Consider the following 12,913-nt stretch of genomic DNA (forward strand, 5'->3'; position numbering starts at 1 on the left):
CAATCGAATGGCCTTTTTTTATCGCTGCTGTTTACTCGGCAATCTGCAACTTGCGCGATTCGGTGTAGATATACCGCACCTTCTCATACTCGAACGGCGAGTTCATCTGGCCGTAGCGGAAGCTGGTCTGGTAGCGCTTGTCCACGGCGCGCAGGGCCCAGACTTCCGGATGGTTGGAGCTGACTTCAGACACGTTGAGGAAGTTGATCTGCGATTCGGCGCTGTAGTCCACCAGCAGGCCGCCGGTGTCACGCAGGTTCGATGGGCCGAAGATAGGCAGCATCACATAGGCGCCACCCGGTACACCGTAGAAGCCCAGGGTCTGGCCGAAGTCTTCGCTCTGGCGCGGCAGGCCCATGGCGGTGGCCGGGTCCCACAGGCCCGCGATGCCAATGGTGGTGTTGACCAGCAGGCGCCCGGTGGTTTCCAGCGAGCGGTGGCCCTTGAGCTGCAACAAGCTGTTCATCAGGTTGGGCACATCGCCCAGGTTGTTGAAGAAGTTGCTCACGCCGGTGCGCAGAAAGCTCGGCGTAACATAGCGGTAACCGTTCACCACCGGCAGGAACACCCACTGGTCGAAGCGATAGTTGAAGTGGTATACGCGGCGGTTCCACGACTCCAGTGGGTCGTAGACGTTGAGCGCGGTGAGCGTGGAACGCTCGAATTCGCGCTGGTCCAAGCCTGGGTTGAACTTGAGCTTGGTCAGCGGCTCCTTGAAGCCGTCGGCATCGACCTTGACGGGTTCTTGGGCCTTGCTGTTGTCGGCATTGGCCACGCCTGCGCACATCAGTGCGGCGAGCAGCAGAAGATATTTAGCCACGGAAGAACTCCAGCATGGCGTCGGCGTTGACGCGGTAATTGAGGTTGCCGCAGTGGCCGCCCAGCGGGTAGACGGTCAAGCGATCGCCGAAGGTTTTACGCAGGAAACCCAGGTCGCCAGGGCCGAGGATCACGTCGTCGGCGTTATGCATCACGGCGATTTTCGGGCTGTCGCGCAGGTAGTCCTTGAGGGCGTAGAGGCTGACCTGGTCGATCAGTTGCAGCAGGCTGCCGCCATCGGAACGCGCGCGCCACATCGGGATCACTTGTTCGGTGAGGTAGCAGTCGAAGTCACACTGCAGGGCACGCTTGAGGAACGGCGTGAGGCTGGTGCCTTCGGTAATCGGGTACTTGGGCGGAATAATCAGGCCACGTCGGTTGATCAAGTCCGAAGTGAAGGCAATGTCGGCGGCCGAGAAGCGGAACGAGGTGCCGATCAGCATGGCCATCTGTTCGTTGGTCAGGTGCTGCTTGGACTGCTGGAAGTCATAAAGCAGGGCATCGTTGAGGTCGATGTAGCCTTTTTGCTGGAAGTAACGCGTCAGTTTGCTCAGCACCAACTCATAGAAGGTGGTGCTGTTGTTGATGCCCTTGACCTCGGTCTGTACCAGCTTGTCGAGGTTGGTGATCGAGGTGTAGAGGTTGACCGGCGGGTTGAGCAGCAGCACTTTCTTGAAGTTGAAGCTGCGGCGGGTCTCATCCAGCTTGCTGACAAACGCCGCATCCAGGGCGCCCAGGCTGTAGCCGGTGAGGTAGAAATCGGTCACGGGCAACGAGGCGTTCTGCGCGCGTACGGCTTGCATCACGCGGTACATGTCTTCGGCGTCTTCCTGGGTGATGCCCGGGGTGGCGAAGCGCGAAGCGGCGCTGATGAAGTCGAAGCTGGTTGGCGAGGAGAGCTGCACCACATGGTAGCCGGCCTGGTAATACAGCTTTTTCAGGTATTCGTTGATGCTGCTGTCAAAGCGTGCACCGGTGCCGGCGATCAGGAAGATCAAAGGCGCGGCGCGGTCCTGCTTGGCAATGCGGTAGGTGAGTTTCTTCACCGCCCAGAAATTGTCCGGCAGGCTGAACTCGCGCTCGGGGCGCATCGTCAGGGTGTAGTCGGACTGGGTGATCTCGTCATCGGTCGGCAGGGTTGGCCGCAGATCGGGAGGTGTGGTGGCGATGGTCGCTTCGAACGGGTTGGTCAAAGGGTAGCCATAGCTGGCTTGGTCGATATCGACGGCCAGTGCTGACGCACTCAAAAATAGGCTGCCCAGCAAGGCAGCACAGCGCAAGGAACGGAGCATGACTTAATCCCTAAGAGGAACGGGCTGAATGAAGTTCGCAGGCTATGACCACCGCCTTGTCACCGAAGTGCCAGCACTCGGCACGAAAAGTCGGAAAAAACGTCGGAATCGGGGTAATAGTAGCGAGACGATACACTTTGCCATGCTTTGTTGAACAGATATCTGTGCGAACACCTTGCTAACGGCCGCCGTGGGATTAAGCTGGGCGCCGTTTTTGCCTATCGGAGTGCCCCATGTCCCGTCGTTTGCCGTTGATCCTGCTGCTTATTGCCCTGCCGTTATGGCTGGCCGCCAGTTATGCCGCACGCTATGGCTTCATGGAGGATGGGCAATGGGTTGGCATCTGCGCTGATGAGGCCAGCCGCTGGGAATGCCAGGTGCGTTCGAACCTGGGTTTGATGATTCATTTCAAGCTGCTGGGGTGGGCGGCGTTGATCACTTCGGTGCTGGGCTTTTTTGTACCGGGGCGTGCGGGGTGGGCGTTGGCGGTGGTGGGGTTGGTGTTCGGGTTGCCGGCGCTGGCGCTGTACAACACGACGTTTGCGGTGTTCGCGGTGGTGATTGCGGGGTTGCGGTTGGTCAGGAAACCGCGCGGCGCCTGATGTGGCCTCATCGCAGGCAAGCCAGCTCCCACATTTGACCGTGCTCACAGATAGAAATGTGTGAACACAATCATCTGTGGGAGCTGGCTTGCCTGCGATAGCGGTGTTACGCCTTGCGCACTCGCAAGCAACGCCACAAAGCCGCAACCATCAGCACGCTGACCACTGCCCAACCCCAGGCCTGCTGATTCAACAGCCCTTCACGGTACAACTGCGGCGCAACGCCGGCACCGATGATAAAGGCCAGCAACGCAATCTCCCGACGTGGCCCGGTCACCGGGCGTATCAGGTACACCAGGGCCGGCAACACCAGCGCCGCGCTTGGAAAGCTGCGATAGCGCGGGTCAAACACCAGCGCCAGCATCATCACCGCACCGGCAAACCCGGCGATTGCCATCAACCAGCCGGCGCGCTGCTCCAGCCAGTTGAACCCGCGCTCACGCCAGCCTTGCCGGGCGCTGAGGGCCAGGGCGGCATGAGCCAGCACCAGCAGGTTCAAGACCACCAGCAAGCCTGCCCATAGCCATTCATCGTTGAAACGCGCAGTGACGCGGGTCAGTTCGGCCCAACTGCCGATGGAGCACGCTGCGACGGCCCCTAGCAACGGCAGTATTAACGCAGAGCGAGTGCTGCGAACGCGGCCGCCGAGCACCAGGGTGCCCAGCAGGATGAGCCCGCCGACGCCCAGCCACAGCCGCCAGTACGGCACATTGGTCACCGCGCCGGCGAGGATACCTTTGTCCTGACGGTCTGCATCGAACAGCCCCCAGTAACCACCCACAGCCCCTTCACTTGCACGTTTCCATGGCTGGTCAAAGGCTTCGATCAGGTTGTAGCGCCAGCCATTGGCTTCGGCCATGGCCACGAAGCCGCGCATGAACCTGGCCTCATTGACCCGGCTGGGCACGGCGGTTTCGCGCTGCCGGCCTTCGCTGGGCCAGCCGGTTTCGCCGATCACGATGTCCTTGGGCGCGAATTTATGGCCGAAGGTCTGGCGCACATCGCCCACGTGCTTGAGCGCCTGGTCGATGCCGGACGGCTCATCTTCCCAATACGGCAACAGGTGAATGGTCAGGAAGTCCACCGCAGGCTCGATTTCCGGGTGTTGCAACCAGAACTCCCAGACATCGGCATAGGTGACGGGCTGCTTGATCTGGCTTTTAACCTGATGGATCAGCGCCACCAGTTGCTTGGCGGTGACTTCCTTGCGCAGCAGGGCTTCGTTGCCGACGATCACCGAGGTCACCACGTCCGGGCTGGCGTTGGCCGCCGCGATCAACTCGTTGATCTCTTTTTCGGTCGCCACGGGGTCGCTGCTGACCCAGGCCCCGGCCATCACTTTCAACCCATGCTTGCGCGCCATGTCCGGCAGGGCCTCCAGGCCGGTCATGGAGTAGGTGCGAATGCATTCAAAGCGCGTAGCCAGTAGCGCGAGGTCGGCGTCCATGCGCTCGGGGCGCAACGCGAACGGTTGATCGAATGGGGATTGGTCTTTGTCGAACGGTGTGTAGGACGCACATTGCAGCTTATGGCTGGCGCTGGCGACGTCTGGCAACACCACGGGCCGGCCGAGGCCGTACCAATAGCCGACAAGGGCAAGCACGCCGAGGATCAAGGCGAAGAAATAGGGCAGGGCAGGGAAGCGGGCAGTCGCGGGCATGGTCGGCTTATCTGGGGGAGCAAAGGCGCGCATCTTACCCGGATTTGCCGCAGCCCTGTGGGGCTGCATAATTTTGACATGCAAACTTCGGGCGGGATTCTGGCGATAACGCCTACAAAGCATCCTGCTGGCGATGTGATGTCGTTTCCTGCTCAACCAAGGTCGCTGACAGAGCAGGGCAAATGCCTACGCAGGTTGAAGATAAAACTGTCAGTACTCCACTGATGCCTCAGCAACCGGATCGATGCGCGTGAAGGGGGCGCGGTGCACCCTATAACAACAGTTTGACGTCGCTCGGCATCCGTCGGGCGCAGCACTTTCGGGGAAGTACTATGAAGATGCGACGACTCTTGGGCGCAGCTGCCACTCTGGTAGTTGCGATGGGCTCCACACTGGCCAGTGCCGACAGCAAGACCCTGAGCATCGGCTACGTGGACGGCTGGTCCGACAGCGTGGCCACTACTCATGTGGCGGCAGAGGTGATCAAGCAAAAGCTCGGCTACGACGTAAAACTGCAAGCGGTTGCCACCGGGATCATGTGGCAGGGCGTCGCCACCGGCAAGCTCGATGCCATGCTTTCCGCCTGGCTACCTGTAACCCACGGTGAATACTGGACCAAGAACAAGGACAAGGTGGTCGACTACGGCCCCAACTTCAAAGACGCCAAGATCGGCCTGATCGTGCCTGAATACGTCAAGGCCAAGTCCATTGAAGACCTCAAGACCGATACCACCTTCAAGAACAAGATCGTCGGCATCGACGCCGGTTCAGGCGTAATGCTCAAGACCGACGAAGCTATCAAGCAATATGGCCTGGACTACAAACTGCAAGCCAGCTCGGGTGCGGCGATGATTGCCGAACTGACCCGCGCCGAAGACAAGCAGGAGTCGATTGCGGTCACCGGTTGGGTGCCGCACTGGATGTTCGCCAAGTGGAAACTGCGTTTCCTGGACGACCCAAAAGGGATTTATGGTGCTGCTGAAACCGTCAACAGCATCGGCAGCAAGGGCCTGGAGAAGAAAGCGCCGGAAGTCGCAGCCTTCCTGAAGAAATTCCAGTGGGCCTCCAAGGATGAAATCGGTGAAGTCATGCTGGCGATTCAAGAAGGCGCCAAGCCGGACGCCGCGGCCAAGGACTGGGTAGCCAAGCACCCCGAGCGCGTCGCCGAATGGACTGCTAAATAACCCCGCCCCAATTGTAGGAGCGAGCTTGCTCGCGAAGAACGCACAGGCACCGCGATCATCCAGAATGAACGCGTTATCGTTGACGTTTTTCGCGAGCAAGCTCGCTCCTACACTTTTTACAAATCCTCGCTAAGCTCGATCTACTACTAAGGTCGTCTGGAACCCATTGCGCAGCCGCATACAGTGGATACGTTCCAAAATAATAAAAAGCTGTGCTGCGAGGATAAAAACAATGAACGACAGCATTTACCTCTCGATTCAAAACAGCCCGCGTTTCAAGGAGCTGGTCAGGAAAAGGGAAAGGTTCGCCTGGATTCTCTCGGCGATCATGCTAGGGCTTTACTCCGCTTTCATCCTGTTGATTGCCTACGGGCCACAAGTGCTGGGGGCCAAGATCAGCCCTGGTTCCTCGATTACCTGGGGCATTCCCCTGGGCGTCGGGCTGATTGTGTCGGCCTTCATTCTCACAGGCATCTACGTGCGTCGGGCCAACGGCGAATTTGACGACCTGAACAATGCGATTCTCAAGGAGGCTGCGCAATGATCCGGCGTCTATTGGCTCTATTCGGTGCTTCGCTGTTGGCTCCGGCCGTTTGGGCGGCGGACGCATTGACCGGTGAAGTGCACAAGCAACCGCTGAACATCTCGGCCATTGTGATGTTCGTCGCGTTTGTCGGCGCCACCCTGTGCATCACTTATTGGGCGTCCAAGCGCAACAAGTCGGCGGCGGACTACTATGCGGCGGGCGGCAAGATCACCGGTTTCCAGAACGGTCTGGCGATTGCCGGTGACTACATGTCGGCGGCGTCCTTCCTGGGGATTTCCGCGTTGGTGTTCACCTCCGGTTACGACGGCTTGATCTACTCGATCGGCTTCCTTGTGGGCTGGCCGATCATTCTGTTCCTGATCGCCGAGCGCTTGCGTAACCTGGGCAAATACACCTTTGCCGACGTGGCGTCCTATCGCCTGGGGCAAACCCAGATCCGCAGCCTGTCGGCGTGTGGCTCGCTGGTGGTGGTGGCGTTCTACCTGATCGCGCAGATGGTTGGCGCGGGCAAGCTGATCCAGCTGCTGTTTGGCCTTGATTACCATGTGGCGGTGATCCTGGTGGGTATCCTGATGTGCCTGTACGTGCTGTTCGGCGGCATGTTGGCGACCACCTGGGTGCAGATCATCAAGGCGGTACTGTTGCTGTCCGGTGCCTCGTTCATGGCGCTGATGGTGATGAAGCACGTCAACTTCGACTTCAATATGCTGTTCTCCGAGGCGATCAAGGTTCACCCCAAAGGTGAAGCGATCATGAGCCCCGGCGGCCTGGTGAAAGACCCGATCTCGGCATTCTCCCTGGGCCTGGCACTGATGTTCGGTACCGCTGGCCTGCCGCACATCCTGATGCGCTTCTTCACGGTGAGCGACGCCAAGGAAGCGCGTAAGAGCGTACTGTACGCAACCGGCTTCATCGGCTACTTCTATATCCTGACCTTCATCATCGGTTTCGGTGCGATCCTGCTGGTCAGCACCAACCCGGCGTTCAAGGATGCAGCGGGCGCCTTGCTTGGTGGTAACAACATGGCGGCGGTGCATCTGGCCAGCGCGGTGGGTGGCAGTATCTTCCTGGGCTTCATCTCGGCCGTGGCGTTTGCCACCATCCTGGCGGTGGTTGCCGGCTTGACCCTGGCGGGTGCTTCGGCGGTGTCCCATGACCTGTATGCCAGCGTGATCAAGAAAGGCAAGGCCAACGAGAAAGATGAGATTCGCGTGTCGAAGATCACCACCGTAGCCTTGGGTGTATTGGCCATCGGCCTGGGTATCCTGTTCGAAAGCCAGAACATCGCGTTCATGGTCGGCCTGGCGTTCTCTATCGCTGCCAGCTGTAACTTCCCGGTGCTGCTGCTTTCCATGTACTGGAAAAACCTCACCACCCGTGGTGCCATGATTGGCGGTTGGCTGGGCTTGATCAGCGCCGTAGGCCTGATGATCCTCGGTCCGACCATCTGGGTGTCGATCCTGCACCATGAAAAGGCGATCTTCCCGTACGAGTACCCGGCGCTGTTCTCGATGATCATTGCGTTCGTCGGCATCTGGTTCTTCTCCATCACCGACAAGTCGGCGGCGGCAGAGAAAGAGCGTGCGCTGTACTTCCCGCAGTTCGTGCGTTCGCAGACTGGCCTGGGGGCGAGTGGGGCAGTTAATCACTAAGTCGTCAGCTGCATAAGAGATACCCCGGTCGCAAGGCCGGGGTATTTTTTTGCTTGGCTTTTTTGTGTCGCCTGGGCTGGCCTCATCGCGGGCGAGCCCGGCTCCCACGCTGGGCCGTGTCCTTTTGTTGGAATGCGGTCCAATGTGGGAGCTGGCTTGCCTGCGATGACGGTAGATCAGGCCACACCAACAAAAACGGCCTCCACTAAGGGAGGCCGTTCTCAATGCAGCTAAGCAGTTGAATGCTTACTTGCGGTCTTCCAGCTTGGTGATGTCACGCGACTCGTAGCCGGTGTACAGCTGGCGCGGGCGGCCAATCTTGTACGGGCTGGAGAGCATTTCTTTCCAGTGGGAGATCCAGCCCACGGTCCGCGCCAGGGCGAAGATCACGGTGAACATGCTGGTTGGAATGCCGATCGCCTTGAGGATGATCCCCGAGTAGAAGTCGACGTTCGGGTACAGCGAGCGTTCGATGAAGTACGGGTCGGTCAGGGCGATCTCTTCCAGGCGCATGGCCAGTTCGAGTTGCGGATCGTTCTTGATGCCCAGTTCCTTCAACACTTCGTCGCAGGTCTGCTTCATGACGGTAGCGCGCGGGTCGCGGTTTTTGTAGACCCGGTGACCGAAGCCCATCAACTTGAACGGATCGTTCTTGTCCTTGGCCTTGGCGATGAAGGTGTCGATGTTGGACACATCGCCGATTTCATCGAGCATGGTCAATACGGCTTCGTTCGCACCGCCGTGGGCAGGGCCCCACAGTGCGGCGATACCGGCGGCAATACAGGCGAACGGGTTGGCACCCGAAGAGCCCGCCAGGCGCACGGTAGAGGTGGAAGCGTTCTGCTCGTGGTCGGCGTGGAGGATGAAGATCCGGTCCATGGCCTTGGCGAGCACTGGGCTGATCGGTTTGATCTCGCACGGGGTGTTGAACATCATGTGCAGGAAGTTTTCCGCGTACGTCAGGTCGTTGCGCGGGTACATCATGGGTTGGCCCATGGAGTACTTGTAAACCATTGCGGCCAGGGTAGGCATCTTGGCAACCAGGCGGATCGCGGAAATTTCGCGATGCTGCGGGTTATTGATGTCCAGGGAGTCGTGATAGAAGGCCGACAGGGCGCCTACTACACCGCACATGACGGCCATCGGGTGGGCGTCGCGACGGAAGCCGTTGAAGAAGGTCTTCAACTGCTCGTGAACCATGGTGTGGTTCTTCACGGTGCTGACGAACTGGGCTTTCTGCTCGGCTGTTGGCAATTCGCCATTTAGCAGCAGGTAGCAGGTTTCCAGGTAGTCCGACTTTTCAGCCAGTTGCTCGATCGGGTAGCCGCGATGAAGCAGAATGCCATTGTCACCATCGATATAGGTGATCTTCGACTCGCAGGAAGCGGTCGACATGAAGCCTGGGTCGAAAGTAAAACGGCCCGTGGCCGTCAGGCCCCGTACGTCGATAACATCGGGACCAACGGTGCCGGTTAAAATGGGCAGCTCGACGGGGGCTGCGCCCTCGATGATCAACTGCGCTTTTTTGTCAGCCATGTGGCCTCCTATTTATGCTTCAAATCATCAGACAGACCCCCCACGCAGGGCCCGCACCACTATATTGATATAAATCCAGATGTCAATTTGCCTAAAGTCTTGCGCCAGAAGGCTTTAACCGTACTTTTTCGTCGAAATTGACTGCCATTTACGCCTTTTATCCCGCCAGCGCAATCAGCTATTAGGGTGAGGTGTGCGCGTTGTCATTAGTAACCTAACTGTCTATACTCGGCCACCGACCGCCAAGGGCTTTTGGGCTTGCTTTCATTGGGGGTCGCACTCCCTGGGTGGTGCTTACCTGACCAGTCGCACTCCCCAACAACTTTGCCCTGATTGTTAGGGGCTCTTCAGTGTGAAAAAAAGCCGTGAATAGCCAACGACCTGTAAACCTAGACCTAAGGACCATCAAACTCCCCATCACCGGCGTTACGTCGTTCCTGCACCGTGTTTCCGGCATCATCCTGTTCCTGGGCTTGGGCATCATGCTTTATGCATTGAGCAAATCCCTGGGTTCCGAGGAAGGATACGCCGAGGTGAAGGCATGCTTGACCAGCCCGCTGGCCAAGTTCGTAGCATGGGGCCTCCTGTCCTCTCTTCTGTATCACCTGGTAGCCGGTGTGCGCCACTTGATCATGGACATGGGCATCGGTGAGACGCTGGAAGGCGGCCGCCTGGGCTCGAAAATCATCGTCGCCATTTCCGTGGTGCTGATCGTTCTGGCAGGAGTTTGGATATGGTAACCAGCGTAACGAATCTGTCGCGTTCGGGCCTCTATGACTGGATGGCACAGCGTGTGTCTGCGGTCGTTCTCGCGGCTTATTTCATTTTCCTGATCGGATACCTCGTCGCAAACCCGGGCATCGGCTATGAGCAATGGCACGGCCTGTTTTCCCACAATGCGATGCGAATCTTCAGTCTGCTGGCCCTTGTAGCCCTGGGCGCTCACGCCTGGGTTGGCATGTGGACCATCGCGACTGACTACCTGACGCCGATGGCGCTGGGCAAGTCCGCGACTGCAGTACGTTTCCTCTTCCAGGCAGTATGCGGCGTTGCGATGTTCGCTTACTTCGTCTGGGGTGTGCAGATTCTTTGGGGTATCTGATTCATGGCTAACATTCCAACTATTTCATTCGACGCCATCATTATTGGTGGCGGCGGTGCGGGCATGCGCGCTGCGCTGCAGCTGGCTCAGGGCGGTCACAAGACTGCCGTGATCACCAAGGTGTTCCCGACGCGCTCGCACACCGTATCGGCCCAGGGTGGCATCACATGCGCCATCGCCTCCGCCGACCCGAACGATGACTGGCGCTGGCACATGTACGATACCGTCAAGGGTTCCGACTACATCGGTGACCAGGACGCTATCGAATACATGTGTCAGGAAGGCCCGGCCGCGGTGTTCGAGCTGGACCACATGGGTCTGCCGTTCTCCCGTACCGAGCAAGGCCGTATCTACCAGCGTCCATTCGGCGGCCAGTCGAAGGACTACGGTAAAGGCGGGCAGGCTGCCCGTACCTGCGCTGCGTCCGACCGTACCGGTCACGCGCTGCTGCACACCCTTTATCAGGGCAACCTGAAAGCCGGTACCACGTTCCTGAACGAGTACTACGCGGTAGACCTGGTCAAGAACGCACAAGGCGAGTTCGTCGGTGTGATCGCCATCTGCATCGAAACCGGTGAAACCACCTACATCCGCGCCAAGGCTACTGTGCTGGCGACCGGTGGTGCAGGTCGTATCTACGCGTCGACCACCAATGCCCTGATCAACACCGGTGACGGCGTCGGCATGGCTCTGCGTGCTGGCGTACCGGTACAAGACATCGAAATGTGGCAGTTCCACCCGACCGGCATCGCCGGCGCCGGTGTACTGGTGACCGAAGGTTGCCGTGGTGAAGGTGGTTACCTGATCAACAAGCACGGCGAGCGTTTCATGGAGCGTTATGCTCCGAACGCCAAAGACTTGGCGGGTCGTGACGTTGTGGCTCGTTCGATGGTTAAAGAGATCATCGCCGGTAACGGCTGTGGCCCGAATGGCGACCACGTACTGCTCAAGCTCGATCACCTGGGCGAAGAAGTGCTGCACAGCCGCCTGCCTGGTATCTGCGAGCTGTCCAAGACCTTTGCCCACGTTGACCCGGTAGTTGCTCCGGTTCCGGTGGTTCCAACTTGCCACTATATGATGGGCGGCGTGCCGACCAACATTCACGGCCAGGCAATCACCCAGAACGCCGAAGGCGAGGACGAGATCATCCATGGTCTGTTCGCGGTAGGCGAAGTGGCTTGCGTATCGGTTCACGGTGCCAACCGCCTGGGCGGCAACTCGCTGCTTGACCTGGTGGTATTCGGTCGCGCGGCCGGCCTGCACCTGGAAAAAGCGCTGACTGACGGCATCGAATACGATGACGCCACCGACGCCAACATCGAAGCTGCCCTGGCGCGTCTGAACGCTCTGAACGAGCGCACTGATGGCGAAGACGTAGCAACCCTGCGTCGCGAGCTGCAAAGCTGCATGCAGAACTACTTCGGTGTGTTCCGTACCGGCGAATACATGCAGAAGGGCATCGCCCAGTTGGCTGACCTGCGCAAGCGCATCGCCAACGTCAAGATCAACGATAAGAGCCAGGCGTTCAACACCGCTCGTATCGAAGCCCTTGAACTGCAAAACCTGCTGGAAGTGGCTGAAGCGACGGCGATCGCCGCCGAGGTTCGTAAAGAATCCCGTGGTGCTCACGCTCGTGAAGACTTCGAAGATCGCGACGACGAAAACTGGTTGTGCCACACCCTGTACTTCCCGGGTGACAAGCGCGTAACCAAGCGTGCCGTGAACTTCTCGCCGAAGACGGTGCCGACGTTTGAACCGAAGATTCGGACTTACTAAGGGTGGCTGCCATGTTGAAAGTCAGTGTTTATCGCTACAACCCTGATCAGGACGCTGCGCCGTTCATGCAGGAATTCCAGGTCGATACCGGTGGTAAAGACCTGATGGTGCTGGATGTACTGGCACTGATCAAAGAGCAGGACGAGGGTTTCTCCTATCGTCGCTCTTGCCGTGAAGGTGTGTGCGGTTCCGACGGCATGAACATCAACGGCAAAAACGGCCTGGCGTGCATCACGCCGCTGTCCGCCGTGGTCAAAGGCAACAAGCTGATCGTTCGTCCGCTGCCAGGTTTGCCGGTTATCCGTGACCTGGTCGTCGATATGAGCATCTTCTACAAGCAATACGAGAAAGTTAAGCCGTTCCTGCAGAACGACACGCCGGCTCCGGCCATCGAGCGTCTGCAGTCCCCGGAAGAACGTGAAAAGCTCGATGGCCTGTACGAGTGCATCCTGTGCGCTTGCTGCTCGACATCCTGCCCGTCCTTCTGGTGGAACCCGGACAAGTTCCTGGGTCCAGCTGCGCTGCTGCAAGCCTACCGCTTCCTGGCAGACAGCCGCGACACCAAGACGTCCGAGCGTCTGGCTTCGCTGGATGACCCGTTCAGCGTATTCCGCTGCCGCGGGATCATGAACTGCGTCAACGTATGTCCTAAAGGCCTGAACCCGACTAAGGCCATTGGTCACATCCGTAACATGCTGCTGCAGAGCGGCGTGTAACTGACGTTGTAGTAAAAGCAGGACCGT

Annotated in this window: 12 protein-coding genes; 8 read left to right on the forward strand and 4 right to left on the reverse strand. The window is 58.9% G+C overall.

Going from position 1 to position 12,913, the window contains the following annotated elements; all coding sequences use genetic code 11:
• Window positions 1–31: 31 nt before the first annotated feature.
• Both GIW79_RS08580 and GIW79_RS08585 read right to left on the reverse strand, forming a co-directional pair.
• The gene (locus tag GIW79_RS08580) at window positions 32–820 is read right to left on the reverse strand and encodes an MlaA family lipoprotein (RefSeq protein WP_054898378.1); all 789 of its coding nucleotides are present in this window, start codon (window positions 818–820) and stop codon (window positions 32–34) included.
• Window positions 813–2,111, reverse strand: a complete 1,299-nt coding sequence (locus GIW79_RS08585) for a serine/threonine protein kinase (protein WP_032892643.1) — start codon at window positions 2,109–2,111, stop codon at window positions 813–815. The genes GIW79_RS08580 and GIW79_RS08585 overlap by 8 nt, the downstream gene beginning before the upstream one ends.
• Before the next feature lie 233 nt (window positions 2,112–2,344).
• Here GIW79_RS08585 and GIW79_RS08590 point away from each other — a divergent pair, with 233 nt between their 5' ends.
• Window positions 2,345–2,713: a hypothetical protein gene (locus GIW79_RS08590; protein WP_014717724.1), complete on the forward strand. Its 369-nt coding sequence runs from the start codon at window positions 2,345–2,347 to the stop codon at window positions 2,711–2,713.
• Between the two features lie 106 nt (window positions 2,714–2,819).
• Here the strand turns inward: GIW79_RS08590 and GIW79_RS08595 are convergent, their stop codons facing one another.
• On the reverse strand, window positions 2,820–4,373 hold the full coding sequence (locus tag GIW79_RS08595; protein WP_236455151.1) for a glycoside hydrolase family 17 protein: 1,554 nt from the start codon (window positions 4,371–4,373) through the stop codon (window positions 2,820–2,822).
• 332 nt (window positions 4,374–4,705) lie between these two features.
• Between GIW79_RS08595 and GIW79_RS08600 the strand changes: the two genes are divergently transcribed.
• The 3 genes from GIW79_RS08600 (at window position 4,706) to GIW79_RS08610 (ending at window position 7,756) form a co-directional block, all read left to right on the forward strand.
• Entirely contained in the window at window positions 4,706–5,557 is an 852-nt protein-coding gene (locus GIW79_RS08600; RefSeq protein ID WP_003233255.1) for a glycine betaine ABC transporter substrate-binding protein, read from the forward strand.
• A 232-nt stretch (window positions 5,558–5,789) separates the two neighbouring features.
• Entirely contained in the window at window positions 5,790–6,101 is a 312-nt protein-coding gene (locus tag GIW79_RS08605) for a DUF485 domain-containing protein (RefSeq protein WP_003190001.1), read from the forward strand.
• Window positions 6,098–7,756 (forward strand): cation acetate symporter, encoded by a 1,659-nt coding sequence (locus GIW79_RS08610; RefSeq protein ID WP_236455153.1) that lies wholly within the window; start codon window positions 6,098–6,100, stop codon window positions 7,754–7,756. The genes GIW79_RS08605 and GIW79_RS08610 overlap by 4 nt, the downstream gene beginning before the upstream one ends.
• 246 nt (window positions 7,757–8,002) lie before the next feature.
• On the opposite strand, the gene gltA is transcribed toward GIW79_RS08610, so the two are convergent.
• A complete protein-coding gene (gltA, locus tag GIW79_RS08615) occupies window positions 8,003–9,292 on the reverse strand; it encodes a citrate synthase (protein ID WP_014717728.1) in 1,290 nt (429 codons plus the stop codon).
• Window positions 9,293–9,657: 365 nt separating this feature from the next.
• Here gltA and sdhC point away from each other — a divergent pair, with 365 nt between their 5' ends.
• From sdhC to GIW79_RS08635, 4 genes are read left to right on the forward strand one after another with little or no spacing between them, the layout of a single operon-like run.
• Window positions 9,658–10,032 (forward strand): succinate dehydrogenase, cytochrome b556 subunit, encoded by a 375-nt coding sequence (gene sdhC, locus GIW79_RS08620; RefSeq protein WP_014717729.1) that lies wholly within the window; start codon window positions 9,658–9,660, stop codon window positions 10,030–10,032.
• Entirely contained in the window at window positions 10,026–10,394 is a 369-nt protein-coding gene (gene sdhD / locus GIW79_RS08625; protein WP_003172805.1) for a succinate dehydrogenase, hydrophobic membrane anchor protein, read from the forward strand. The genes sdhC and sdhD overlap by 7 nt, the downstream gene beginning before the upstream one ends.
• Before the next feature lie 3 nt (window positions 10,395–10,397).
• The gene (sdhA, locus tag GIW79_RS08630; protein ID WP_010211741.1) at window positions 10,398–12,170 is read left to right on the forward strand and encodes a succinate dehydrogenase flavoprotein subunit; all 1,773 of its coding nucleotides are present in this window, start codon (window positions 10,398–10,400) and stop codon (window positions 12,168–12,170) included.
• Between the two features lie 11 nt (window positions 12,171–12,181).
• On the forward strand, window positions 12,182–12,886 hold the full coding sequence (locus GIW79_RS08635) for a succinate dehydrogenase iron-sulfur subunit (RefSeq protein WP_003172807.1): 705 nt from the start codon (window positions 12,182–12,184) through the stop codon (window positions 12,884–12,886).
• Window positions 12,887–12,913 lie beyond the last annotated feature (27 nt).

The organism is Pseudomonas sp. PA-7-1E (assembly GCF_021605325.1).
Taxonomy (GTDB): Bacteria; Pseudomonadota; Gammaproteobacteria; order Pseudomonadales; family Pseudomonadaceae; genus Aquipseudomonas; species Aquipseudomonas fluorescens_BV.